We start from the raw sequence: 24,664 nt of genomic DNA on the forward strand, positions 1-24,664 counted from the left end.
AATTTAAAAAGTAAATCCTATCTTTAAAGCACATAAGTCTGAGATATTGCGCACATTGGCTGGATTTGTAACCAGATTGATCACACAAAAAAACGCCAGTTGTCATTTAAGGGCAACTGGCAATTTATTATCGAGATATCTCTAAGGAGATGAATACAGGAGTAAGCATTATCAAATTAGCTTACTTTCTATTTTTTGCCCAAATTCCTGCCCAAGCAATCAAAGCAACCAAAATAACCGCTGGCGCTAAATCGAGCAAATGATGGAATAAACCGACACCGCCATGACCAGGATGAGCCCATGCCAACGCGGGTAACAGTGTGAATAACATAGCAAACAAAAGTTTCATGTGAACATCCTTGCGTTGCGAGAATAATATTAAGCGGTTAACTGCTTAACCGATAAGTAACAAGGTACGTTATTCAATAAAAAGGAATTTGATACTGATCAAACTCCGACTAAAATCCCATTTCACAGCCAAATAAGCGTGATTGATGTCACGCAAATTAATTATTTCGTGGACAAGTTGCCGCAACAACAAGGTGAGTAAGTGATGTTATTTTTCCTCGATCCAGCATTGTTGAATAGCTTCTAATACCTTTTCATTGCAATGTTTAGGATCGTCATCAAAATCCTCTAGCGCTAACACCCACTCATACAACTCGGTAAAATGCAGTTTGCGGGGATCAACATCTGAATGTTTTTCCAGTAATTCCAAGGCGATATCTAATGAATCAATCCACTTTAATGACATCCTCTTTCCCCTATGCAAACGGACATTTCAACGCATTTCACCTGAGTTTAGCTTAATCACCACTCACTTTACGCTTGAGTTGTTTTTTTTGTCTTAATTGCGTTTTTCTCAACAAACTCGATTATCGCCCCAGCGACATCCTTAGCTGTAGCACCTTCGATCCCTTCAAGGCCTGGTGAAGAATTCACTTCCATCACTAATGGGCCATGGTTGGAACGCAATAAATCCACACCCGCAACGTTCAGGCCCATGGTCTTAGCGGCACGAATAGCCACTGAGCGTTCTTCTGGCGTGAGTTTAACTAAACTCGCCGTACCGCCACGGTGGAGGTTTGAGCGAAACTCCCCTGGCATGGCTTGGCGCTTCATCGCGGCGACTACTTTATCACCAAGGACAAAACAACGAATATCCGCACCGTTAGCTTCTTTGATATATTCTTGTACCATGATATTAGCCTTTAATCCCATAAAAGCTTCAATCACGCTTTCGGCCGCTTTACGGGTTTCAGCCAAAACAACGCCAATACCTTGAGTGCCCTCAAGCAATTTAATCACTAGCGGCGCACCACCAACCATATCGATTAAATCAGGAATATCGCTTGGCTTATTGGCAAAGCCGGTGATCGGCAAACCAATACCACGACGTGACATCAACTGCATTGAACGCAGCTTATCGCGGGAGCGCGAAATGCCGACAGAATCATTGAGCGCATAGACGCCCATCATCTCAAACTGGCGCAATACCGCAGAGCCATAAAAGGTAATTGACGCGCCGATACGTGGGATCACCGCATCAAAGGGCGGTAATTCTTCACCACCAATATGAATGCTCGATTGGCGCATATTGATGTTCATATAGCATTCGAGCGGATTGATCACTTTGACTTCGTGACCACGTAATGTCGCAGCCTCAACGAGTCGCTTTGTGGAATATAGCTCAGGCCCTTGCGATAGGATCGCGATTCTCATTCTGGTCTCCGACAACCATTTCATTTTGAGCGCATAATACGCTTGCTTAAGGATAAATCAATCATGGCTATTATTGCTTGCGCAAATGCTAGTCTACAAAAGCCAAAAACCAGTCACTAGGACTGGTTTTTGGCGATTTCAGCACAAAAGTGACTTAGCCTTCGCTCACCATATTGACAGTGTATTTAGGCATTTCAATCACCAGATCGCAATCAACCACTTTAGCCTGACAGGATAAGCGGCTCTCAGGCTCGAGTCCCCAAGCTTTATCAAGCATATCGTCTTCAAGTTCATCACTTGGCTCTAGCTCATCAAATCCTTCACGCACAATGCAATGGCACGTAGTGCAAGCACAGGATTTTTCACAGGCATGTTCGATATTGATGCCATTGCGCAGCGCCACATCGAGAATCGTTTCACCTACTTCAGCTTCCAATACTGCGCCATCGGGACATAACTCAGCATGGGGAAGAAAGACTAACTGGGGCATCACATCACCTATATCTTGTCAATTGACTGGCCTTTAAAGGCCACTCGAATAGAATTATCCATACGTTTTGCGGCAAAATCTTGAGTATGTTCATCAAGAGTTTCGATCGCATTTTTAATTGCATCAGCATCATCACCGCCAGCGACGTGAACCAGCTCTGCCATCACAGTATCAATCTGCTGACGCTCATCGCTTGTGAGTAAGTCACCATCTTTAGAGAGCGCCGCATTCAAGGACTCAAGCACCCTCGCCGCCTCAACTTGCTGCTCAGCCAGCATACGGCGGCTGATATCTTCTTTAGCATGCTTCATCGAGTCTTTGAGCATAGTCGCGATCTCAGTATCCGATAAACCAAACGAAGGCTTGACCTGAATGCTCGATTGCACGCCAGTGGATTTCTCCATGGCCGTCACACTTAACAATCCATCGGCATCCACTTGGAAGGTCACCCGAATATGGGCTGCACCTGCCGCTAACGGTGGAATACCTTTTAGGGTAAAGCGTGCTAGAGAGCGGCAATCGTCAACTAACTCGCGCTCACCCTGCACGACATGGAACGCCATCGCCGTTTGCCCATCCTTAAAGGTGGTAAACTCTTGGGCGCGTGCCACGGGGATAGTCGTGTTACGAGACACCACTTTCTCCACTAAACCGCCCATGGTTTCAATCCCTAACGACAAGGGGATCACATCGAGCAGTAATAATTCAGATTCGGGTTTGTTACCGACCAAAATATCAGCCTGAATCGCCGCGCCAATGGCGACAACACGATCAGGATCGATTGAGGTTAATGGCGCTTTACCAAAAAAGGCTTCAACTTGCTCACGTACTAATGGCACGCGGGTAGAGCCGCCAACCATGACGGTTTCAAGCACTTCATCAGCCGTTACGCCCGCATCACGTAGGGTGCGGCGACAACTTGCGATGGTTTTCTTCACAAGCGCAGCGATGAGGCTCTCAAATTGCGCCTTAGTAACCACTTGTTTGAGCACCGAACCATCGGCAAGGGTAAGACTAGCCTCAGTATCACTCGAATCGGTTAAGGCTTCTTTCACCCGGCGCGCTTCAATCAATAGCTGTCGACTTAACTGAGAGTCGATATCAGTCAGTTGCCACACTTGCTGCATATGTGCTTGTAAAAGATGATCAAAATCATCACCACCGAGCGCAGAATCGCCGCCCGTAGCCAGTACTTCAAATACGCCACGGTTTAAACGCAAAATAGAAATATCAAAGGTGCCACCACCGAGATCGTAAATGGCAATAACACCTTCTTGCTTAGAGTCTAAGCCATAAGCAATCGCAGCCGCTGTGGGTTCATTTAATAGGCGTAAAACAGTAATACCCAATAACGATGCTGCATCCTTAGTTCCCTGACGCTGGGCATCATCGAAATACGCAGGCACAGTGATCACTGCGCCTTGCAGCTCACCGCCAAGGGTTTTTTCGGCGCGCTCAATTAGGGGACGTAAAATTTCGGCAGAAACTTGCACCGGATTCACTCGACCTTGGGGCGTCACAAACAGCGGTAAACCATTTTCACTGGCTTCGAATTGATATGGGAAAGATTGCTCACCTGCTTGGATGTCCGCAAGACTACGCCCCATGAAACGTTTAACGGAAACGATAGTGTTTTTAGGATCCTGCGCTGAACTTAACGCCGCCACATAACCCACTTCAATTCCATCATGAGTGTAACGAACTATCGAAGGTAAAGAATGCTGTCCGTTTTCATCAGGCAAGGTTGCCGTTACGCCACTGCGTACAGCAGCCACAAGTGAATTGGTTGTACCTAAATCGATGCCAACGGCAAGTCTATGTTGGTGCGGCGCGGCACTTTGTCCGGGCTCAGCAATCTGCAAAAGGGCCATATGTATCCAACTTAGTAACGCCGACTCAAATCAATCGGAATCGGCAAAATAACTGCAATAAGGAAAATTAATCGAGCAACGCGTCTTCGATACGCGTCAGTTCATCGTGTAATTTTGTCATAAATTTAAGTTTGCGAACTTGATCTGCCGCTAGCAAGGCGTCTTCGTCACGGCCACTGCTCAGCTGTGAAGCCAATACTTTATTCAGCTGAGCGCGGTAAGTCGCAAAAGAATCGTACAGTTCATCAATGCTGGCTTGAGGATCGGCGCTATCACGAATATCTTCAAGTGCTTCACGCCATTCCATCTGCTGCATTAAAAATGCAGTATCTTTCACTGTCGTGGTCTCATGACTTAAATCAATACCACGCAGGGAGAGCATATGCTCAGCACGGCGGATGGGATCTTTTAGGGTTTGATAACCGTCATTTACTTGTGCGGTGCGTTGCACCGACAACAGCCGTTGTTGCTCGGTATCATTGGCAAACTTATCGGGATGAACCGCACGTTGCAGGTCGCGGTAGCGTTCTGCAAGCAATGCGGTGTCAATATCGAAGGTAGGAGAAAACTTAAACAGCTCGAAATAATTCATGCGTCAATTCGGCAATTAAACAGTGAAACTCTCACCGCAACCGCACTCACCTTTTGCGTTCGGGTTGTTAAATTGGAAACCTTCGTTCAGTCCTTCTTTAACAAAATCCAATTCAATGCCCTGAAGATAGATAAAGCTTTTCGCATCAATAATGATTTTTACACCATCAATATCATATACTTCATCGTCATCGTTCAGTGCATCAACAAACTCAAGCACATAAGCCATACCTGAACAGCCCGACGTCTTTAAGCCAAGACGCAGACCAATGCCCTTGCCTCGATTTGCTAAGAAAGACCTGACGCGTTCAGTTGCCGCTGGGGTCATTGTAATTGCCATCTTAACTCCAGATGTTACTTAGCTTGTTTAGATTTGTACTCGTCAATCGCCGCTTTAATGGCGTCTTCAGCCAAAATAGAACAGTGGATTTTTACGGGTGGCAGAGCTAACTCTTCAGCTATATCAGTGTTTTTGATCGCCGCAGCTTGCTCAATTGTCTTGCCTTTAACCCACTCAGTGACCAGTGAGCTTGATGCAATCGCACTACCACAACCATAGGTTTTGAACTTAGCATCTTCGATAATGCCGTCAGCACCGATTTTCAGTTGTAACTTCATCACGTCACCGCAAGCTGGTGCACCCACCATACCGGTTACGACTGAAGGATCGTTTTTATCGAAAGAACCAACGTTACGTGGGTTCTCGTAATGATCTATCACTTTTTCACTGTAAGCCATGATACTGCTCCAAAATTATCTATTGTCATTAGTCGAATTAATGATGGGCCCACTGCACCTGATTCAGGTCGATGCCATCTTTAAACATTTCCCACAATGGAGACATTTCTCTTAATTTATCAATAGATTGAGTAATAACTTCAATAGCGTGGTCGATTTCTTCTTCGGTGGTAAAACGGCCGATAGAGAAACGAATCGAGCTATGCGCCATTTCATCATTTAAGCCCAGTGCACGTAACACGTAGCTCGGTTCTAAACTGGCTGAGGTACAAGCCGAACCCGATGAAACCGCTAAATCTTTTAATGCCATCATCAGTGACTCACCTTCAACATAGTTGAAACTAACGTTGAGACTGCCACTCACACGCTGAGTCATATCACCGTTGATATAGGTTTCTTCAATGTGTTTGATGCCATTCCATAATTTGTCACGCAGCTTAGCAATACGCGCGTCATCTGTTGCCATTTCAGCTTTTGCAATCGCCGCAGCTTCACCTAAACCGACAATTTGGTGAGTTGGCAGAGTACCACTACGCATACCCCGCTCATGACCACCACCGTGCATTTGCGCTTCTAAGCGGATACGGGGTTTACGACGAACATACAAGGCACCAATCCCTTTAGGACCATACATTTTGTGGCCAGAAATGGAGATCAGATCTACTTTAGTGCGTTGCACATCAATCGGTACTTTACCAGCACTTTGCGCCGCATCCATATGGAAAATAATGCCTTTTGAACGGCATAACTCACCGATTGCATCGATATCGTGGATCACACCGATTTCGTTGTTGACGTGCATAATACTGACGAGAATAGTATCGTCACGCATAGCAGCTTCTAAGCGCGCCATCGGAATAATGCCGTTAGATTCTGGTTCTAAATAGGTGACTTCAAAACCTTCACGTTCAAGTTGACGGCAAGTATCTAACACAGCTTTGTGTTCAGTCTTACTGGTGATAATGTGCTTGCCTTTCTTATTGTAGAAATGCGCAACGCCTTTAATGGCGAGGTTATTCGACTCAGTTGCACCAGAGGTAAACACGATTTCACGGTGATCTGCATTGATAAGATCAGCCACTTGGTTGCGAGCGACATCTACCGCTTCTTCAGCTTGCCAACCATAACGGTGAGAACGTGATGCTGGGTTACCGAAGATGCCATCCATTGTCATGTATTGGAACATTTTTTCCGCAACTCGCGGATCAACAGGCGTGGTGGCGGCATAATCTAAATAGATAGGAAGCTTCATAACACACTCCGTACTTAGCAGTCTCTGCCGAGGCTACATACAACGTACAAAAATAATTTTTATCGTATAACAAAAAGCCTATAAGCTGACTCTTTGCTCCTTTTGCATAGTGTCTTGCTTAAGCGAAATAAATTGCACATCTCGTTTCTGCATTAAGCCCGCAAGACTGATACCATCTAAAAAATCTGAAATTTGTTTGCTTAAATCGCCCCAAAGCGAATGCGTTAAGCAGCGAGTTCCACTCTGGCAATTGCCCAATCCTTGACAACGAGTCGCATCGACAGACTCGTCAACGGCATGAACCACCATGCCAACAGAAATATCATTTGCCTCTAGGCCTAAACGGTAACCACCACCAGGACCTCGGACACTTGCCACTAGGCCATGTTTGCGTAACTTTGCGAAGAGTTGTTCCAGATAGGAAAGCGAAATCCCTTGTCTTTCAGAGATATCCGCCAAGGGAACTGGTCCTGAAGCTGAGTGGATAGCCACATCAAGCATTGCGGTTACTGCATAACGACCTTTAGATGTAAGTTTCATAACTACCATAGCTCCCGAACAGGTATGGAGCTATTTCAACATACCCGAGTAAATCAGTCAAGTATAAAACCGAGTAAAACACTCAGGTATTTAAGCGTGCCGTTAACCAATACCCTTTCATCTTGGTGGGGTATTTAACCTTTTTCTGCCCTAAGATTCAATGCCAAAGGGGCAATTAATCACCCAAATTGGCCTGATATCGGGATCTAACGCACTATCTTCAAATGAAAGCAGAGCACACATGCCCAAAGTGTTCAAAAGCTATACAATGGGATTTGCACTATCGAAATAAAAGCGTTAGCAGAGTGGTGACACTCTAAAAGAAATTGCATCTACTCTGCTATTTTCAGGACTATATACTTGGATCAAACTCATCAAGCGCACTTTGGCGCTTATCAGCAGCCGCCTTTTCGACATCGTTAAAATCGCCAACATTCAGCTCTGGCAATCTTTCGGTGCACACATCGCCACCTAAACGCTGGATAGCTTGACACAATTCCTGCACCTTTGAGTCCATTAAATGCATATGGTCCAGCATTTGACCAATCGCGTTAGCAACGGGATCGGGATTATCAGGTGAGACCGCGTAAGCATCGAAACCATACTTCTTAGCCATAGCACTACGGCGTTCGGATTTTTCTTTTGATTGTGGTGAGGGCGTTGCTACCACACGCCCAGGAATACCAACCACTGTCGTATCCTTAGGCACATCTTTTACTACAACAGAATTTGAGCCGACACGCGCCCCATCATGCATAGTGATAGGACCTAAGATTTTGGCGCCAGCACCGACAACGACGTTATTACCCAGTGTTGGGTGACGCTTACCTGCTTGCCAAGTGGTGCCGCCCAATGTCACGCCGTGATACAAGGTGCAATCATCGCCAATTTCAGCGGTTTCACCGATCACCACGCCCATACCATGGTCGATAAAGAAACGATCGCCAATAGTAGCACCAGGATGGATCTCCACTCCCGTCAACCAGCGCGAAAAAGTCGATAAACAACGAGCCATTAAGCGCCAATCACGCTTCCATAACTTATGGCTTATCCGGTGCAGCCAAATGGCGTGCATGCCAGGATAATTAACCAAGATCTCAAAGGCGCTACGCGCCGCGGGATCACGGTGATATATAGATTCAATGTCTTCTTTTAGCCTAGCTATCACACCCATTACTCAATCCTTCGCGATTACCGTTATGTACCAAATTTGCTTTGGCTATTTTTGTTTATTACCCACCACTTTATCAATCGAAGTCAAAATTCCCCGAAGAATATTCATTTCTTGACTTTCGATACGTGCACGGCTGAATAGACGGCGTAACTTTGTCATCACTTGGCCGGGATGGTTTTTAATAATAAAGCCTGTCGATGATAAGGTACTTTCAAGATGTACAAAGAAACGCTCAAGATCGGCAGAGAGTGGATATTCTTCAACTTCTTGTGACACCGCCGTTTGGGCTAAATGTGCCACACGCGTCTCATAACAAATGATCTGCACAGCCTGCGCGAGGTTCAATGAGCTGTATTCAGGGTTAGCAGGAATCGCCACATGGTAAGTACATTGCTGTAATTCTTCATTAGTTAACCCATGATTTTCACGACCAAAGACGATGGCGACAGGCCCTGCTAAACCTTCTGTCACCAGCTTTTGTCCCGCTTCTCGCGGATCGAGCATAGGCCAATCTAAGGTACGGCTACGGGCACTGGTGGCAATCACCAAACTGCAATCGGCGATGGCTTCTTCTAAGGAATCCACTTTAACCAGATGTTTTAAAATGTCCGAAGCGCCTGCGGCCAAGGCAATGGATTGACCGTCCACTTCACATCTTGGTTCGGCAAGATACAGGGTTGATAACCCCATCGTCTTCATCGCTCTGGCGGTTGAGCCAATATTGCCGGGGTGCGATGTCCCCACTAAAATCACCCGAATATTACTTAGCATGAAACGACTTAATTTAATTCACAAAACACAGGGAGCGAATACTATCACAGGCGTGCGCGAATGCTTATATGAAAATCGGTATTTGATATAACAATCAAATCGAGTATAATGCCGCCCGCTATTTTTAACGTTCTTTAACATCCAGGGGATTGCAATGCATCCGATGCTGACGATTGCTGTTCGCGCTGCTCGCGCGGCCGGCCAAACTATTATGCGTGCCTACACTGAACTTGACCGAGTTGAAGTCAGTGCTAAAGGTATCAACGATTTTGTTACCAGTGTAGACAAGGAAGCAGAAGCCGCTATTACCTATCAAATTCGTAAATCTTACCCAGATCACACTATCGTGGGTGAAGAAAAAGGCGAAAACCGCGGTGAAAACAAAGACTATATTTGGATAGTCGATCCTCTGGATGGCACTAACAACTTCGTTAGAGGCATTCCCCATTTTGCGGTTTCTATCGCACTCCAATACAAAGGCAAAACTGAAGTTGCCGTTGTTTATGATCCAGTTCGTGAAGAATTATTTACCGCTATCCGTGGTAAAGGCGCCAAATTAAACGATTTCCGTATTCGCGTGACCAATGTTAACGAACTAGCACCAACCATTATCGGTACAGGTTTTCCATTTAAAGCCCGTCAACATACCGAAACCTATATGGCCATTTTCGGCGAAGTGTTTGGTCATTGTTCAGACTTACGTCGCACAGGTTCTGCAGCATTAGATTTAGCCTATGTGGCCGCAGGCCGTTTAGACGGTTTCTTTGAAATTGGCTTAAAGCCATGGGATATCGCTGCTGGCGATCTGTTATGTCGTGAAGCGGGTGGCACAGTCACTGACTTTACTGGCGGTCATAACTATCTGATCTCTGGCAATATCGTTGCGGGTTCTCCGAAAGTGACGACCGAATTAGTAAAAACCATGCGTCCTTTACTAAACGAAGGCTTAAAGCGTTAATCACGTTTAGCGCAAAACAAGACCAAAAAGGCCAGTGATATTATCACTGGCCTTTTGTTTTTGAGCTTTTAAGTGCAGAACGGTAGCGCCAGTTATCTGCCCGCCAATGCCTGCGCAGGGCCAATTTGACTTGCTTTCCATGCAGGATACAGGGTTGCAATCAGGCTCATTATAAACGCGGTGGCAATCACTAAACCGGCATCCGCCATATGCAGTTCGGAGGGAAGAAAATCCACAAAATACACATCCGCAGATAACAATTGGATCCCAAGTAATTGCTCAATGCCACGAGCAATAGCACTGAGATTAATGGCTGTCGCAATACCAATCACCCCACCGAGCGCACACCCCACTAAACCGTTTAATGCCCCCTGCACCATAAAAATGCCCATTACCGATAAACGGCTCAGTCCCATGGTCATCAGGATCGCAATTTCACTGGCCTTATCGCGCACCGCCATCACCAAGGTCGAGACAATATTGAAACAGGCCACACCAATCACCAGTACTAATACGAGGTACATTATGGTGCGAACCAATTGAATATCTTGATATAAATGACCTTGTGTTCGAGTCCAATCACTAATATACACTGACTGATTCAACGCATAACCTAACTCGCGAATTTTCGCTGGCGCATCGAATACCTGTGCCACACTAATGCGAACCCCCGTCACGCCTTGATGTAAATTCAGGATATTTGCCGCATAACGCATGGGAATATACGCGGTGGTTAATTCAAGCTCTCCACCTAAGCGATACACACCTGACACCACAAAGCGATGGCTTTTTGCAGCACGTAAACTTCCCGCATGTTCAGGGTCAAGATCTTGTACATACAAAGCGAGGGTATCGCCGACTTCGAGGCCTAATTTTTTCAGCAAACTTTCACCAAGGACGATGTGATTATCATCTTCACTCAAACTCTGCCAAGTCTCGGGAGTCATAAATTGCGACAATGTAGAGACTTTTGCCTCTTGTTCAGGATCAATGCCAACGACAGCAAGCCCCTGAAAACCACCGGGCTTTTGCACTAAACCCTGCATACGGATAAAAGGTGCCGCCGCCGTAACGCCTTCAATCTGCAACGCGGTTTGCTCAACAGCGCGCCAGTCAGCAATCGGCTCATTCACGCCTACCACATCGGCTTGGGAGATCACCCCGAGTAAACGTTGCTCCAGCTCGCGCTCAAATCCATTCATCGCCGAGAGCACGATAATCAATACGGCGACGCCTAAGGCGATACCCGCTGTCGATGCAAAGGAAATAAAGCTAATAAAACTATTGGATTGGCGCGCACGGTAAAAACGCCAGCCAATTGAGAGGGCTAATGGTCCTTTCATTGGGTGCTTTCCGGTACTTGCAGATAACCATTTTTCATGGTCAGTTGTCTGTCCATCCGCGCAGCCAATTTAGGATCGTGGGTGACCACCACAAACGCGGTACCGAGTTGATTGGCCAATTCGCGAATGAGTTCATACACAGCCTCGCCGCTCTTCGCATCGAGATTTCCCGTAGGTTCATCGGCCAGTACGAGTTTGGGTTTGTTGATAAGCGCACGGGCGATTGCCACCCGTTGCCGTTCACCGCCCGAAAGCTCAGCTGGAATATGGCTCATTCTGTGCCCAAGACCCACTCTCTCGAGCAAAACCTTGGCATCGGCTTGCGCTTGGCTGCGATCACGACCTTGGATAAATGCCGGCATTGCCACATTTTCAAGGGCGGTAAATTCAGGCAACAAATGATGAAATTGATAAATAAAGCCTAAATCCTGATTACGGATCTGCGCCTGTCGGGCACTGCTCACTTGATATAAATCCTCACCTGCCAACAATACTTTTCCCGATGACGGTTTATCAAGCGTCCCCATAATATGCAGTAACGTACTCTTGCCCGAGCCTGAAGTGCCCACAATCGCCAGCTGTTCACCCTTAAATACCTGTAAATCCACATCAGACAACACCTGCGTGGTTACATCGCCGTCGTGATAACTCTTACTCACCGCCTGCACTTGCAGTAACACATCTTGCATTGAGATTCTCGCTATTGATTCTATATGACATGGCAAAGTGCCACGTCTACACTCCACTTTTACGATGGAGCAATTATTTTAGTCGTTGAAAACACCGTTATTCATAACGCAGCGCTGTAGCTGGTTGCACCCTTGCAGCCCGTAGCGCAGGGTAAAGAGTTGCCACTAGGGTCACCACTAAGGTACCGACAATAATCAGCGACAATTGCCCAAGCGCCAGTTTTACCGGCAACATTTGTCCAGTCCCTAAAATCGAAATACCCAGGGTTGCCATAATGCCATTCAAATTAAGGGTAATTAGAATACCCACCACTAAGCCCAGCGCTAAACCTAACACCGCATTCAATAAACCTTGCACCACAAAAATGCCCATCACAGCTGAGGTTCTTAAACCTTGGGTTTTAAGCACTGCGACATCGGTGGTTTTATCGACAACCATCATTACCAGCGCCGAGACAATATTGAATGCCGCCACCGCCACAATCAGGCTGAGCATCAGCGACATCATGTTTTTTTCCATCTTCACTGCGCTAAATAGATGCCCATAGGTGTCACGCCAATCGCTCGTTGTCACCTCGATGCCCTGCTCTGTTAAGATTTGCTGCACATCCTTGGCAAGCGCAGGCGCGTTAAAAGGATCGTTTAAATACAGCCTTAGCTGGTTGATTTCATCACTCGGCTGACGCATTAACCGCTTTGCATCTTGGTAATGGATATATGCAACGCCCGCATCCACTTGTGACCCCATTTCGAACACCGCAGACACTAAAAACTTACGTTGGCTGGGCACTGGGCCTAGCGGCGAGTACACAATGCCATCACCACTTAACAAGCGTACCGTATCCCCAGGGCTGACTTTTAATTGACGGGCAAGCTCGCTGCCCAAAATGACCTTATACTGGCCACTGGTTAACTCGTTAAACGCGCCTGAATAGGTATGTTGCGCCACCATAGACAGTTTTTCGGCAAGCTCTGGAAACACCCCAAACACTTGCACGGCGCGGATATTCGCCGCCGACTGCACCATGGCTTGCGTCGACACACTGGGCGTCACCCCTTGCACGCCGGGCAACTTAGTTAGCTTTTCTGCCGCAATAGTCCAATCGCTTAATGGAGCTTTAGTATAAACAGTCAATTGCGGTACAGCGCCGAGGATGCGCTGCTTTAATTGCCCTTCGAGGCCATTCATCACCGAACTGACCACGATCAAGGCGGCAACCCCTAAAAAAATGCCCGAAACGGCAAATAAGGTAATAAAAGAAGCAAATGCGTTTGCTTTTCTGGCCCGCCAATAACGGTAACCAACGTAGAGAGGGAATCGAAGATCCATTGAAAGAGGGCTGCGTCCTGTGTGCTGAACTTGCTAAATCATAAAGATGGGCACGATAATAGGGGTTTAGGTTCTATAAATAAAGAGGCAAGCCTTGTTCACTGACACCAATCCGTATTTTAGTGTGCCTCATCCCTTTACCGCTTACTTAAGCCTCTGGGACGAAAATCGACCTCTACCCAATGAAATGGCTTTAAGATCAATGCAATCCTTAGGGATCCAGCTATTGAGTGAAGTAAAAGCCCTCGAAGCGAGCTGTTTGTTACAATTGCGGCATTTAGATAATGAAGCCAAGGTGGTGGTGGATTTTCTCAAGCTACAATCACGCAAGGTGGATTTAGTCCTGCAACACGTGCTCGAAAAAGAAGTCCAAGAGGGTGATAAATATGATGGTTGTCAGTTTGGTGGTAGCGGTATTCGCATAATCAGCACGACCGAATTACCTCTAGGGCGCCATTTTAAAGTTACCTTATTTATCCATGACGAACTGGTCGCTATTTTATGTTTTGCCAAGGTCACCGCTTGTATGCTCTCACAGGAAGCCCAATCAACTGCGCAGCAAGCACAACAGCACAACGCCTCGTCCCCCTATCTAATCGACCTCGAATTTAGCCAAATACTGGATTCGGATGTGGAGCAACTGGTCAAAGCGAGCCTCAATGTTCAACAAAAACAACTTAAACTGCGTAAACAAGCTAGGGACGAACGCCAATAAAGACGAGAGTTTTCACTAGCACCCTCGCGCCCAAGTCACTACAATAAATGCAACTTTTTGTGAATGAATCCGTTTATCCCACGCCAATGACATATATTTCAGCCCTAACACCGCCCGTTGTAAAAAATGGCACTCAAATGCAAACTCTGTCGTGTATCGCCGGAGTGGGTCAAGCGGTCACCCTCGCCAGCTTGATACGCCAACACCCAGGCACCACGCTCATTGTCACCAGTGACACACCAACGGCATTGAGTCTCGAGTTAGAGCTTAATTATTTATTAGCGAACACCACCATTAAGGTGCGGCTGTTTCCTGACCGTGAAACCCTGCCCTACGACAGTTTTTCGCCCCATCAGGATTTGATCTCCCAGCGTTTAGAAACCCTGTCACAAATCAGCCATGCCGAGCACAGCGTGGTTATCGTGCCGGTGACAACACTGATGATGCGCTTGCCGCCGAAATCCTATTTAAGCTCCAATGTATTTGTGCTTAAAAAGGGCGATAAATATCAGCTCCATGATGTGCGCCAGCAATTAACCGACACGGGTTATCACTTAGTTGAGCAAGTTTACGAACATGGCGAGTTTGCCATTCGGGGCTCAATTCTCGATATCTTCCCCACTGGCGTGAATATGCCGCTGCGTATCGAACTGTTCGATGATGAAGTCGAGACCATTCGTCATTTCGATCCTGAAACCCAGCGCTCATCCACTCCAGTGGATGCGGTGCGCCTGTTACCTGCTAAGGAATTCCCTACCGATAGCAGCGCCATCGAAGGTTTTAGGCAACGCTATCGCCGCCGTTTTGAGGTGATCGTTAAAGAGCCAGAGTCGGTTTATCAATTGGTAAGCCGAAATTTGATGCCCGCTGGGATTGAAAACTATCTGCCACTGTTTTTCGATGAGGTCGCGACGCTATTTGATTACCTGCCGAAGGACACTCAGTTAGTCACCTTGGGCGATATCGAAAAATCCGCTCGCGCCCATTTGCATGAAGTGGAAACACGATATGAAGACCGACGGGTCGATCCGCTACGACCACTGCTTGCCCCTAAAGAACTGTATTTACTGATAGAAGAATTATTTGCCGCCTTTAAGCCGCTACCTCGCTATCAATTTGTGGCCCCAAATCCTGACACCAATGGTGCTGCGGCGCAAATTGATGCCAGAGCCTTGCCTGAGGTAAGCGCCAATCACAAATTAAAGCAGCCGTTAATCGCACTGCAGGATTATGCTGAGCAGGCGCCGCGCATCTTATTTAGCGCAGAATCTGAAGGCCGCCGTGAAGCGCTGCTCGAACTCTTAGGTAAAATCCAGTTAAAGCCTACGGTATTTAGTCATTTTGATGAGTTTATTAAAACTGATACCAAACTTGGCTTGATCGTTTCGCCCTTATCCCGTGGTTGTGTACTGGGACTCGGCGCACAAACTGCCGTCAGCATCATCTGCGAAACTGAGCTCTTCGGCCAGCGGATTTCACAGCAGCGTCGCCGCGAAAAACAGCGTCAGATCAGTAACGATACCCTAATCAAAAACTTAGCCGAGCTGAAAGTTGGCCAGCCGATCGTACACTTAGAGCACGGTGTTGCCCTTTACCAAGGTTTAGTCACCCTCGATACTGGCGGCATTGTTGCTGAATATTTGCAACTTGAGTACTCAGGTGGCGATAAGCTCTATGTCCCCGTTTCCAATTTACATTTAATTAGCCGTTATAGTGTTGGCGCCGATGGGGAAACGCATCTTAATAAACTCGGTAACGACACTTGGGCTAAGGCAAAAAATAAAGCCATTGAAAAAATCCGCGATGTGGCCGCAGAACTTCTCGATGTCTATGCACGTCGCCAAGCTCGTCCGGGTGAGAGCTGCGAAATCAATGACGAAGAATACGCCCAATTCGCTCAAGGTTTCCCCTTTGAAGAAACCGTCGATCAAGAAAGTGCAATACATGCCGTGCTCGCCGATATGCAATCGCCAACCGCAATGGACAGATTAGTTTGTGGTGATGTGGGCTTTGGGAAAACCGAAGTCGCGATGCGCGCCGCCTTTGTGGCGGTGAATGCGGGTAAACAAGTGGTTGTGCTGGTACCCACCACGTTACTCGCCCAGCAGCACTACGAAAACTTTAAGGACAGATTTGCCGACTGGCCGGTGGTGATTGAAGTGATGTCACGCTTTAGAACCGCCAAAGAGCAGACCCAAGTGCTAAAACAGCTCGAAGAAGGCAAAGTCGATATCGTGATTGGCACCCATAAGCTGCTGCAATCCGAGGCTAAATTTGAGAATTTAGGCCTACTTATCATCGACGAAGAACACCGATTCGGTGTCAGACAAAAAGAGAAAATTAAAGCACTGCGGGCCAATGTGGATATTTTGACCCTCACCGCCACACCGATCCCCCGCACCTTAAATATGGCGATGTCGGGAATGCGCGACTTATCGATTATTGCCACACCTCCCGCTAAGCGTTTGGCGGTGAAAACCTTTGTACGCGAATCCGATCCCGCGACGGTGCGCGAGGCTATATTGCGTGAAATCCTCCGTGGTGGCCAAGTCTATTACCTGCACAATAATGTCGAAACCATTGAAAAATGTGCCCAAGACATTAGTACCTTGTTACCCGAAGCGCGGGTTGTGGTCGCCCATGGCCAAATGCGTGAGCGGGATCTTGAGCGGGTGATGTCGGACTTTTATCACCAAAGATTCAACGTGTTAGTCTGTACCACTATTATCGAAACCGGTATCGACGTCCCTAGTGCAAACACCATTATTATCGAACGCGCCGACACCTTTGGTTTAGCCCAGTTGCATCAGCTACGTGGCCGCGTGGGTCGCTCTCACCATCAAGCCTATGCGTACTTGATGACGCCACATCCTAAACGTATGACTAGCGATGCTCGCAAACGTCTCGAAGCCATCGATGCCCTTGAGGATTTAGGCGCCGGTTTTATGCTCGCCACCCAAGATTTAGAGATCCGCGGCGCAGGCGAACTCTTAGGTGATGAGCAAAGCGGCCATATCTCAAAAATTGGCTTTAGCCTCTATATGGAAATGCTTGAATCGGCGGTCAAGGCGCTCAAACAGGGTAAAGAGCCATCGCTGGCGCAAATGCTCACTCAGCAATGTGAAATGGAGCTCAGAATTCCGGCCCTATTACCTGAAGACTATGTCGGTGATGTGAATATTCGTCTGTCGCTCTACAAGCGTATCGCCAGTTGTGACAGCGAAGAAGCCTTAGACGAACTTAAAGTTGAGCTTATCGACCGCTTTGGTTTGCTGCCCGAGGCCACTAAAAACTTGATGGAAATGACTCTGTATAAACATCAGGCAACTCGGCTAGGGGCGACTAAAATTGAGGTACACGCCAAGGGTGGCAGTATCGAATTTAGCCAAGATCATAATATCGACCCAGGCTTTATCATTGGATTACTGCAAAGTCAGCCACAAATCTATCGAATGGACGGGCCGAATAAGTTAAAGTTCATGCTCAGCGCCGAAACGGCAAAAGAGAGGCTCGCGTTAGTCAAGCTCTTGCTCGAACAACTATCTCAACATCAATCGCAACATCGTCTTGGAGATAAATAGTGTTACGTCAACTCGCGGTCTCTATCGCTACACTTATTGCACTTTCACACAGTTCACTTGCCCGTGCTGAGGCGTGGTTCGAGGTTGAAGTCTATATTTTCGAACGCCAAAGCCAGTCAACTGAACAATGGCCTATGGCCCCAATTGAGACGAAAACCAATAGTGCAATCGACCTGATCTCACCAGTTGTCGGTCAGGCTGTGGTCTCCATGAGTAATGAGTCTGCGCCTTGCACACTTGTTTATGATGCCGATGCCAATAGCCATTGCGCAGAAAACACAAATACAAATGCCACTAGTAACACCGATAATAGCACTACAAGCGGCTTAAGGATCACAGGCCCAAGCACAACGACCACCCAGTACCGTTACCCAAGCATGATCCCATCGGAAATCGGCAGTAGCAGCCAAACCTACGCCAAACTTGGCAGTGGCCCGGTATTACTCGCAAGCAACCAAGGTCAGTTTGCAAGTATCGTTAATAGCTTATCCAGAGAACGTGGTAATCGCAGTCTACTGCATATGACATGGCAGCAACCTATGACGGGCAAAAGCGGCTCAGTGCCTGTTCGCCTATTTGCTGGTAAGGATTTCTCCGCCAACTACCACTTCGATGGCCGCCAAATTGTGCAACAAGCGTTAAACAGTTCGATGCAAAATACTCAAGGCTCCCAAGGAATGGCTTTAGAAAGTGCGGCACCATTACTGCCCTCTCCTGTTTGGCAACTTGATGGCACGCTGAATATTTACCTCAGCCACTACCTCTATATCGAAACGGCCTTAAATCTTCGCAAAGAAGGACGTAAGTTAATGCCTGTGCCGACCGATGAAACCAGCACAAATACTAATGCGACGCCTGTTAAAGTGATGACGCCTTACCTGATGTCTATTCCGCTGGAACAGAATCGCCGGGTGAAAAGTGATGAAATTCATTATCTCGATCATCCCGAAATGGGCATGGTGATCCAGATCCGTAAGATGGCGCAACCTAGCGCATAAAACGCCAGCCGATCAATGCTAAATAAAAAGCGGTAATACGAGTGTAATTACCGCTTTTTTTATCATCAATAGCCCCATGACCATTCAAGACTCATCGAGACTGAATTTAGCAGCAAATCAGCGCACTATTGAAAAATCCAGATAAATATCATCGCCTTGGTCTTCTTCCACCTGCACCATTAATCCATCGGTGCAAGGTACGCCTAACTCACACCAGGCAATAAGATTATCTACAGCAGGATTACAGCCCTGTGCGAGCACTTCGACACTTCCATCGACGCAATTAGTCACATAACCTGTCACGCCCAAGGCTCGAGCCTTTGTCAGTGTCGCATGCCGACAGCCCACACCCTGTACGGTTCCCGTTAATTTGATTAGCACCCGTTTCATTTAAGACTCCTGAACAAGGTTAGCTTGTTATTTTCATGCGAGTTTAAGCATAGCCGAGATTTGAGCTTAGTTACGTTATAAATGTGTTAAGTGATGGATTTACGGAGTGAAACAAATGAAATGAAAAGCATAAAAAAACAGCTAACAAGACCGCTGTTAGCTGTGTCGGGCGACATACGCAAAAGGTTGTCCATAAATGGACTAATGGCATAAAAGTTTGTAGCATTTTGTAACAAACTATTAAGACGCGCTACTTTACACAATTAATTACAAATTTCAACAAAATGATAGATAAATCCACTCTTACAGTACTTATTTAATGCTTTTTACTGAAATAGCCGACCAAACCAATAATATATACCGTCAACCATTCCAAATATGAAATATATCGATATACCAATACATGACGCTCGGTAGTATAAGCAGCAACCCCGTACATATAACGAACTGAAATATGGAAATGAGCGAAGGCTAAGGCTGGCAATCACACGAAAACCAAACCTATTCCCCTACAAATGAGTCGCGATGCGCGGTCTAATGATGAGTCTGCAAACGAGTATTAACCGTTAACTTAGCTTAAAAGCTTTGATTTTAGGCAAATGGGCCGCTAATTGGGGGAATTTATGGGGTTGAGTTTCATCCCATTCGATAGGGTAAAAACAACTGAGTTCACTGGACGTTGCTTGACTGTCGAGCACTTCATCAAGACGAGACAGAATGCACATCGCTTTGTGGGTATTCTTCAACCTAAACTCTGAAACACACTTATTGGCGATGTCGGCATACTCTTCTGGGCGATCAATTTTCCCTTGCATTGTCTCTTCTGGATGAAGATTGGGATTGATCAACACCGACTTTAACCCATTTAAAAAGCCAATTCGCTCAGCCCAATACGCCCCCAAACCGACGCCCACCATTAACGGCGTGGGATCGTCGCTATACTGCATTTGCTTGGCGACCTCTTTCAATAAATGCTGCATATCATGCTTGGGATGCAAAGTGCTATAGCTGATAAGCCTTACATCTGGGTCAATAAACTGCAACTGACGCATTTTTTCGTGATTACCAGGGCTAGTCGCATCGAATCCATGAAGATAAAAAATCATATTGAGACCTTTTAACAATCTGCCAAACAAGGCGTATGCCACTAACCCTAGCAAATATTCATTGCAGAACCTTGCGCTACATCAAACTTTTGCCTGTTGTGCGAGCTGTATTTGCTCGGCCAGCTGCTTAGCATTTTCCCAACGAGCGCTATTTTCTAATGCGATAGCAGTCTGCGCCGCATTAGGTTTAAGTAAACTCGCCGGATGTTTCGGTGCAGCAGAAGGCCATACAAAACCGTTTAAGAGTGACATAACACCTGGATTATCATTACAAACCAAAATCATATCGCAACCCGCATCCAACGCAGCTTGAGCGCGGCCTATATAATCTCCCGCAAAAGATGCGCCCTTCATCCCCAGATCGTCGGAGAAAATCACCCCGTTAAAACCCAGATCTTGGCGAAGGATCTGCTTTAACCAATAGGTTGAAAAGCCCGCAGGATTGGGATCAACTTTAGGGTAGATCACATGGGCAGGCATAATGCCTGATAATTTACCTTGAGCGATCAACTCCTTAAACGGCAGAATATCTTGATTAAAAATCGCCTCAGCTTCACGTTCATCGATAGGTTGCGCGATATGGGAATCTGCCGCCACGCTGCCATGACCGGGGAAATGTTTACCCACGGCGCCCATGCCCGCCTCGGCCATACCCTCAATAAAACTCTGCGCTAACGCAATCACTTCATCGGGCTTTGCACTAAAACTACGTTTGCCAATGACTTGGCTAATGCCGTTAAGATCGAGCACAGGCGCAAAGCTTAAGTCGATGTCACAGGCGAGTAACTCGATGGCCATTAAAAAACCCAGCTCACAGGCCCAACGTTTCGCCAATGCCATCTCGCCCTTAGCCGCTGGCAAAATATCCCCCATGGCCGGAATAAGCGTAAAACCTTCGCGAAAACGTTGTACTCGTCCGCCCTCATGGTCGACGGCAATCAAAATCTCGGGACGAATTTGGCGGATCTGCTGCACCAAGGCAATTAATTGCTCACGGCTAGTAAAGTTGCGGGAAAACAGGATCAAACCGCCCACTTGCGGATGGCGCAGCATCTCAGCTTCAGCCTCACTGACCTCTAAAGACAGCAGATCCAGCATTAGATAACTCATAATTCTCCCTAAAATTTCTTATTCATACTCAAAAAATAACCATAGCGATACTGGCTACGGGGTTCACAAAAATCCCCAAAAAGCGAGCCATTTACCGTCAAATTTTGCCCAAAACCGATAATGTAGACCATTAAATCGACATTAATGATCCGCTAATTAAGCTCAGCTTATCCGAAGACTTTCTAATAAAAAAAACTAATGTGAATCTTGATACTGATTTATGGGATACTGAACATAAGCGTATCACACAAGCCTATTTTTACGTGGATAATGCCTGCAGTTTGCCAGAGTTGATGCCCTAAAAACCAGCGTATTAACACGATAACTGCAAAGTTCATCCGCACACACTAAAATAAAAATCGAGACACAACAGGACTTCAATCATGATTAGCGTATTCGATATGTTCAAGATCGGCATTGGCCCTTCGAGTTCACACACTGTTGGCCCCATGAAAGCGGGCAAAATTTTTATGCAGCACCTTGCTGATTCGGGCCAGATTGCCCAAGTGGATGAATTAAGAGCCGAACTCTTTGGTTCCCTCGGCCAAACAGGCAAGGGCCACGGCACAGGTAAGGCGGTCATCTTAGGCTTGATGGGTGAAGATCCTGAAACCGTCGATACCGACAGCATCGATGGCATTCTTGAGCAAGTGTCTAAAAATGAGACCCTTACCCTCAGCTGCGGCAAAGTAGTCAAGTTTACCCGTGAAGACGGCATTACCTACCACAGACGAAAAACCCTTCCCGCCCATGCGAACGCCATGACACTGTATGCCTACAGCAAAGGCGAATGTATTTTTGAGCGCACTTACTACTCTGTCGGTGGCGGATTTATCTTAGATGAAGATGAAATCAACCAACGTAATGCCTCACCAGCATCGCAAATTGAATCAGCACCTTATGATTTTAACAGCAGCGCCCAATTACTCGAACTTTGTACTGAACATGGCTTAAGCATTTCATCCTTAATGATGGCCAACGAGCTTAGCCTTGCCAGTGAAGAAGAAGTCAAAGCCAAGCTGTGGAATATCTGGCAAACCATGAAAACCTGTATTGAACGTGGTTACCAAAAAGAAGGCATTTTGCCAGGCGGCTTAAAGCTGCGTCGCCGCGCGCCAGCACTCTATCGTCGCCTCAAAGCCGAAGGCCGTAACAACGTCGATCCATTAACCGCAATGGATTGGGTCGATTTATTCGCCCTCTCGGTAAACGAGCAAAACGCAGCAGGCGATCGCGTTGTGACTGCACCAACAAACGGCGCCGCAGGCATCATTCCTGCTGTGCTTTGTTACTACGATACCTTCGTGCAAGAAGTCGATATCGACGTTTGTGCCCGTTACCTGTTAACCGCTGCTGCGATTGGTATTCTGTACAAGAAAAATGCCTCGATTTCGGGCGCAGAAGTTGGCTGTCAAGGTGAAGTCGGCGTAGCCTGCTCAATGGCGGCAGGCGCCTTAACCGAGATTATGGGCGGCACAGTCGAACATGTTGAAAACGCGGCCGAAATCGGTATGGAACACAACCTAGGTTTGACCTGCGATCCCGTTGGCGGCCTAGTACAAGTCCCTTGTATTGAACGTAATGCAATGGGCGCAATCAAGGCCATTAACGCCTCACGTATGGCGCTACGCGGCGACGGTAACCACAAGGTATCACTCGATAAAGTGATTAAAACCATGATGGATACAGGTAAAGATATGCGCAGTAAATACAAAGAAACCGCCAAAGGCGGCCTCGCAGTGAACATTGTTGAGTGTTAATCCACTCAAACTGTTAATTAAGACTTTAACACTGTCATGCCGCGCTTAACCGTTCAAACCTAAACGGTTAAGCGCGGCATTTGTTTATCTTAAAACGAGTACAACGTTTAGTTCGTCGCCTTCATTGATGAATTCACATATTGGGAAATCACTCCCGACCATGTTTTTTCAATTTCAGGAATCAGCTGCGAAAACGCTTGTTTTTCAGTCTCTCGGCGCAAATCATCGACTGCATCAGAGGTGCTCCATACCGATGCGTTTCGACTTTCCTTTGCCGTCGACTCCGCTAAGCCGAACAAGTATTCAGTGCGCACATCAAACAGAGCCGCCGAGACGGTTGTCGTCACGCTCACTTCTTTATTTTTTAACAACCCAAGGGAAATGACATTCAGTGGCGCAAATTGCTGCTCCCCCACATGGAAAGAGGTATCAAAGGTATAAATCAGTAAGATATCCGCTTTGAGTCTTGCCGCAGCTTCCCGCAATGATTTGATGGAATCTAACTGCTCCGGCAACAAAATACGATTTAACGGTGCAATCCCTGCAACCTGCGACATTTTACCTAATTGAGCAAAATCGGCTTCGGTTTCGACTTCACGGGTAGTGACCACACTGTAACGGCCTGTGCCAAAACTGCTTAAACGGTAGGATGCATAACCCGGCGCCTGAATACGTGCCACGGCAAAATGTGCAGGGAATGTTGCAGCCGCTTGCACCGACATCAGCGCATTAATATCCGAATCTGCTAAGCTGCCGATAGCCACACTGCCACCAGGCGTAGTGTAAGAAGCACAACCGCCCAACAACATTAAACTCAAAAACGCCACAAGCTTTATCTTTTTCATTATCCCTCCATTAAACACACTTCATTTCCATGAATAGAAAAGTAACTTACTGTTTAAAATAAATTTTTTCTATCTAATCACTAAAATACATTGTTTCAAATTATTCCTCAAAACACGACAGGCTTACCTATCCAAACAATTAAATAAACGAAATATGATGCTCTTCAAAAAGTAAATTAACCTGAACTCGGGGTAACGAGTGTCGAAAAAATCTAAATTTAACTAGGGCGTGTTGACGTTTCAGGGTTATTTTTTCAGCAATGTGGCTGGCTTTTATGCAAGGCAAAGTCCGTGCTGTGTAGTTATTCTACATAAACGGACGATAACGCGGCAGAAAAGCCAACCAAATGCTGCCCGAAGGGTTCGTCTGGCAAGCCCTTGCTCTTACTTTCAGTCATAAGAGCCGCTCGTCATTTGAGTAAACTACACATCATTCCTCGTTTCGCGAGCACGTGCTTGCCAGAACGAACAAAATCTAATCTCGAAACGTCAACACGCCCTAACTAAATCAATGCCATAAATGATTCTTTTGGAAAGAAAAATCTTTTTTCTGACTGAATGCGCAGATTTTTGCGCATATCAAGGCGCTCTGTCGTATGCCATAGCGAGCTATGGTGAGACAGAGCAACGCAGAGAGGCCCGAAAAGATGTCTATTCAGCGGATCTCGAGCTCAGGTTAAATTAGGCCAA

General features: G+C 46.6%; 24 protein-coding genes. 5 read left to right on the top strand and 19 right to left on the bottom strand.

Features of this window, described 5'->3' with window-relative positions; genetic code table 11:
* Positions 1-181: 181 nt before the first annotated feature.
* The 12 genes from KXJ80_RS13995 to trmJ all read right to left on the bottom strand — a co-directional run bounded on the left by KXJ80_RS13995 (position 182) and on the right by trmJ (position 9,149).
* A complete protein-coding gene (locus KXJ80_RS13995) occupies positions 182-349 on the bottom strand; it encodes a hypothetical protein (RefSeq protein WP_037418345.1) in 168 nt (55 codons plus the stop codon).
* A 207-nt stretch (positions 350-556) separates the two neighbouring features.
* Entirely contained in the window at positions 557-754 is a 198-nt protein-coding gene (iscX, locus tag KXJ80_RS14000) for a Fe-S cluster assembly protein IscX (RefSeq protein WP_037418347.1), read from the bottom strand.
* 68 nt (positions 755-822) lie between these two features.
* The gene (rimK, locus tag KXJ80_RS14005) at positions 823-1,722 is read right to left on the bottom strand and encodes a 30S ribosomal protein S6--L-glutamate ligase (RefSeq protein WP_037418350.1); all 900 of its coding nucleotides are present in this window, start codon (positions 1,720-1,722) and stop codon (positions 823-825) included.
* Between the two features lie 154 nt (positions 1,723-1,876).
* Positions 1,877-2,212 carry an ISC system 2Fe-2S type ferredoxin gene (gene fdx / locus KXJ80_RS14010; RefSeq protein ID WP_037418353.1) on the bottom strand — a complete coding sequence of 112 codons (336 nt, stop codon included), beginning with the start codon at positions 2,210-2,212 and terminating at the stop codon, positions 1,877-1,879.
* A gap of 8 nt (positions 2,213-2,220) precedes the next feature.
* Positions 2,221-4,083, bottom strand: a complete 1,863-nt coding sequence (gene hscA, locus KXJ80_RS14015) for a Fe-S protein assembly chaperone HscA (RefSeq protein ID WP_218738681.1) — start codon at positions 4,081-4,083, stop codon at positions 2,221-2,223.
* 67 nt (positions 4,084-4,150) lie between these two features.
* Positions 4,151-4,675 carry a co-chaperone HscB gene (hscB, locus tag KXJ80_RS14020; protein ID WP_099457994.1) on the bottom strand — a complete coding sequence of 175 codons (525 nt, stop codon included), beginning with the start codon at positions 4,673-4,675 and terminating at the stop codon, positions 4,151-4,153.
* Positions 4,676-4,690: 15 nt separating this feature from the next.
* On the bottom strand, positions 4,691-5,014 hold the full coding sequence (gene iscA / locus KXJ80_RS14025) for an iron-sulfur cluster assembly protein IscA (protein WP_011072278.1): 324 nt from the start codon (positions 5,012-5,014) through the stop codon (positions 4,691-4,693).
* Positions 5,015-5,028: 14 nt separating this feature from the next.
* Positions 5,029-5,412: a Fe-S cluster assembly scaffold IscU gene (iscU, locus tag KXJ80_RS14030; RefSeq protein WP_011072277.1), complete on the bottom strand. Its 384-nt coding sequence runs from the start codon at positions 5,410-5,412 to the stop codon at positions 5,029-5,031.
* A gap of 37 nt (positions 5,413-5,449) precedes the next feature.
* Complete coding sequence (locus KXJ80_RS14035) at positions 5,450-6,664, bottom strand: IscS subfamily cysteine desulfurase (protein ID WP_037418361.1); 1,215 nt, start codon at positions 6,662-6,664, stop codon at positions 5,450-5,452.
* Between the two features lie 78 nt (positions 6,665-6,742).
* Positions 6,743-7,204 (bottom strand): Fe-S cluster assembly transcriptional regulator IscR, encoded by a 462-nt coding sequence (gene iscR / locus KXJ80_RS14040; RefSeq protein ID WP_006081858.1) that lies wholly within the window; start codon positions 7,202-7,204, stop codon positions 6,743-6,745.
* A gap of 352 nt (positions 7,205-7,556) precedes the next feature.
* A complete protein-coding gene (cysE, locus tag KXJ80_RS14045) occupies positions 7,557-8,378 on the bottom strand; it encodes a serine O-acetyltransferase (protein ID WP_037418369.1) in 822 nt (273 codons plus the stop codon).
* A 45-nt stretch (positions 8,379-8,423) separates the two neighbouring features.
* Entirely contained in the window at positions 8,424-9,149 is a 726-nt protein-coding gene (trmJ, locus tag KXJ80_RS14050) for a tRNA (cytosine(32)/uridine(32)-2'-O)-methyltransferase TrmJ (RefSeq protein ID WP_055646619.1), read from the bottom strand.
* A gap of 154 nt (positions 9,150-9,303) precedes the next feature.
* Between trmJ and suhB the strand changes: the two genes are divergently transcribed.
* Entirely contained in the window at positions 9,304-10,107 is an 804-nt protein-coding gene (suhB, locus tag KXJ80_RS14055) for an inositol-1-monophosphatase (protein WP_011072272.1), read from the top strand.
* Between the two features lie 92 nt (positions 10,108-10,199).
* On the opposite strand, the gene lolE is transcribed toward suhB, so the two are convergent.
* The 3 genes from lolE to KXJ80_RS14070 all read right to left on the bottom strand — a co-directional run bounded on the left by lolE (position 10,200) and on the right by KXJ80_RS14070 (position 13,469).
* Positions 10,200-11,450 carry a lipoprotein-releasing ABC transporter permease subunit LolE gene (gene lolE / locus KXJ80_RS14060; RefSeq protein WP_047535977.1) on the bottom strand — a complete coding sequence of 417 codons (1,251 nt, stop codon included), beginning with the start codon at positions 11,448-11,450 and terminating at the stop codon, positions 10,200-10,202.
* A complete protein-coding gene (gene lolD / locus KXJ80_RS14065) occupies positions 11,447-12,139 on the bottom strand; it encodes a lipoprotein-releasing ABC transporter ATP-binding protein LolD (protein ID WP_218738682.1) in 693 nt (230 codons plus the stop codon). The genes lolE and lolD overlap by 4 nt, the downstream gene beginning before the upstream one ends.
* Positions 12,140-12,236: 97 nt before the next feature.
* Complete coding sequence (locus tag KXJ80_RS14070) at positions 12,237-13,469, bottom strand: lipoprotein-releasing ABC transporter permease subunit (protein ID WP_218738683.1); 1,233 nt, start codon at positions 13,467-13,469, stop codon at positions 12,237-12,239.
* Positions 13,470-13,563: 94 nt separating this feature from the next.
* Between KXJ80_RS14070 and KXJ80_RS14075 the strand changes: the two genes are divergently transcribed.
* From KXJ80_RS14075 to KXJ80_RS14085, 3 genes are all read left to right on the top strand, one after another.
* The gene (locus KXJ80_RS14075; protein ID WP_037429792.1) at positions 13,564-14,184 is read left to right on the top strand and encodes a hypothetical protein; all 621 of its coding nucleotides are present in this window, start codon (positions 13,564-13,566) and stop codon (positions 14,182-14,184) included.
* Between the two features lie 86 nt (positions 14,185-14,270).
* Entirely contained in the window at positions 14,271-17,765 is a 3,495-nt protein-coding gene (gene mfd, locus KXJ80_RS14080; protein WP_218738897.1) for a transcription-repair coupling factor, read from the top strand.
* Positions 17,765-18,763 carry a peptidoglycan binding protein CsiV gene (locus KXJ80_RS14085; protein ID WP_218678601.1) on the top strand — a complete coding sequence of 333 codons (999 nt, stop codon included), beginning with the start codon at positions 17,765-17,767 and terminating at the stop codon, positions 18,761-18,763. Before mfd ends, KXJ80_RS14085 begins: the two co-directional genes overlap by 1 nt.
* Before the next feature lie 117 nt (positions 18,764-18,880).
* Here the strand turns inward: KXJ80_RS14085 and KXJ80_RS14090 are convergent, their stop codons facing one another.
* From KXJ80_RS14090 to nagZ, 3 genes are all read right to left on the bottom strand, one after another.
* Entirely contained in the window at positions 18,881-19,153 is a 273-nt protein-coding gene (locus tag KXJ80_RS14090; RefSeq protein WP_218738684.1) for an acylphosphatase, read from the bottom strand.
* A 566-nt stretch (positions 19,154-19,719) separates the two neighbouring features.
* Entirely contained in the window at positions 19,720-20,259 is a 540-nt protein-coding gene (ycfP, locus tag KXJ80_RS14095; protein WP_037418311.1) for an alpha/beta hydrolase YcfP, read from the bottom strand.
* Between the two features lie 81 nt (positions 20,260-20,340).
* Positions 20,341-21,369 (bottom strand): beta-N-acetylhexosaminidase, encoded by a 1,029-nt coding sequence (gene nagZ / locus KXJ80_RS14100; RefSeq protein ID WP_086903263.1) that lies wholly within the window; start codon positions 21,367-21,369, stop codon positions 20,341-20,343.
* A gap of 383 nt (positions 21,370-21,752) precedes the next feature.
* On the opposite strand from nagZ, the gene KXJ80_RS14105 reads away from it, so the two are divergent.
* A complete protein-coding gene (locus KXJ80_RS14105) occupies positions 21,753-23,129 on the top strand; it encodes an L-serine ammonia-lyase (RefSeq protein WP_037429797.1) in 1,377 nt (458 codons plus the stop codon).
* Positions 23,130-23,236: 107 nt separating this feature from the next.
* Here the strand turns inward: KXJ80_RS14105 and KXJ80_RS14110 are convergent, their stop codons facing one another.
* Positions 23,237-23,974 (bottom strand): hypothetical protein, encoded by a 738-nt coding sequence (locus KXJ80_RS14110; protein ID WP_218738685.1) that lies wholly within the window; start codon positions 23,972-23,974, stop codon positions 23,237-23,239.
* Positions 23,975-24,664: the final 690 nt, after the last annotated feature.

This window comes from Shewanella xiamenensis, assembly GCF_024971755.1.
Classification (GTDB): domain Bacteria; phylum Pseudomonadota; class Gammaproteobacteria; order Enterobacterales; family Shewanellaceae; genus Shewanella; species Shewanella xiamenensis.

Excerpts from the sequence above, each read along its gene's own strand:
- KXJ80_RS14070 (WP_218738683.1), bottom strand. The coding sequence starts at position 13,469 with ATGGATCTTCGATTCCCTCTCTACGTTGGTTACCGTTATTGGCGGGCC.
- KXJ80_RS14035 (WP_037418361.1), bottom strand. The coding sequence starts at position 6,664 with ATGAAGCTTCCTATCTATTTAGATTATGCCGCCACCACGCCTGTTGAT.
- cysE (WP_037418369.1), bottom strand. The coding sequence starts at position 8,378 with ATGGGTGTGATAGCTAGGCTAAAAGAAGACATTGAATCTATATATCAC.
- ycfP (WP_037418311.1), bottom strand. The coding sequence starts at position 20,259 with ATGATTTTTTATCTTCATGGATTCGATGCGACTAGCCCTGGTAATCAC.
- trmJ (WP_055646619.1), bottom strand. The coding sequence starts at position 9,149 with ATGCTAAGTAATATTCGGGTGATTTTAGTGGGGACATCGCACCCCGGC.
- suhB (WP_011072272.1), top strand. The coding sequence starts at position 9,304 with ATGCATCCGATGCTGACGATTGCTGTTCGCGCTGCTCGCGCGGCCGGC.
- fdx (WP_037418353.1), bottom strand. The coding sequence starts at position 2,212 with ATGCCCCAGTTAGTCTTTCTTCCCCATGCTGAGTTATGTCCCGATGGC.
- iscA (WP_011072278.1), bottom strand. The coding sequence starts at position 5,014 with ATGGCAATTACAATGACCCCAGCGGCAACTGAACGCGTCAGGTCTTTC.
- hscA (WP_218738681.1), bottom strand. The coding sequence starts at position 4,083 with ATGGCCCTTTTGCAGATTGCTGAGCCCGGACAAAGTGCCGCGCCGCAC.
- rimK (WP_037418350.1), bottom strand. The coding sequence starts at position 1,722 with ATGAGAATCGCGATCCTATCGCAAGGGCCTGAGCTATATTCCACAAAG.
- KXJ80_RS13995 (WP_037418345.1), bottom strand. The coding sequence starts at position 349 with ATGAAACTTTTGTTTGCTATGTTATTCACACTGTTACCCGCGTTGGCA.
- iscR (WP_006081858.1), bottom strand. The coding sequence starts at position 7,204 with ATGAAACTTACATCTAAAGGTCGTTATGCAGTAACCGCAATGCTTGAT.
- mfd (WP_218738897.1), top strand. The coding sequence starts at position 14,271 with ATGACATATATTTCAGCCCTAACACCGCCCGTTGTAAAAAATGGCACT.
- lolD (WP_218738682.1), bottom strand. The coding sequence starts at position 12,139 with ATGCAAGATGTGTTACTGCAAGTGCAGGCGGTGAGTAAGAGTTATCAC.
- lolE (WP_047535977.1), bottom strand. The coding sequence starts at position 11,450 with ATGAAAGGACCATTAGCCCTCTCAATTGGCTGGCGTTTTTACCGTGCG.
- iscU (WP_011072277.1), bottom strand. The coding sequence starts at position 5,412 with ATGGCTTACAGTGAAAAAGTGATAGATCATTACGAGAACCCACGTAAC.
- KXJ80_RS14105 (WP_037429797.1), top strand. The coding sequence starts at position 21,753 with ATGATTAGCGTATTCGATATGTTCAAGATCGGCATTGGCCCTTCGAGT.
- KXJ80_RS14090 (WP_218738684.1), bottom strand. The coding sequence starts at position 19,153 with ATGAAACGGGTGCTAATCAAATTAACGGGAACCGTACAGGGTGTGGGC.
- KXJ80_RS14110 (WP_218738685.1), bottom strand. The coding sequence starts at position 23,974 with ATGAAAAAGATAAAGCTTGTGGCGTTTTTGAGTTTAATGTTGTTGGGC.
- nagZ (WP_086903263.1), bottom strand. The coding sequence starts at position 21,369 with ATGAGTTATCTAATGCTGGATCTGCTGTCTTTAGAGGTCAGTGAGGCT.
- iscX (WP_037418347.1), bottom strand. The coding sequence starts at position 754 with ATGTCATTAAAGTGGATTGATTCATTAGATATCGCCTTGGAATTACTG.
- hscB (WP_099457994.1), bottom strand. The coding sequence starts at position 4,675 with ATGAATTATTTCGAGCTGTTTAAGTTTTCTCCTACCTTCGATATTGAC.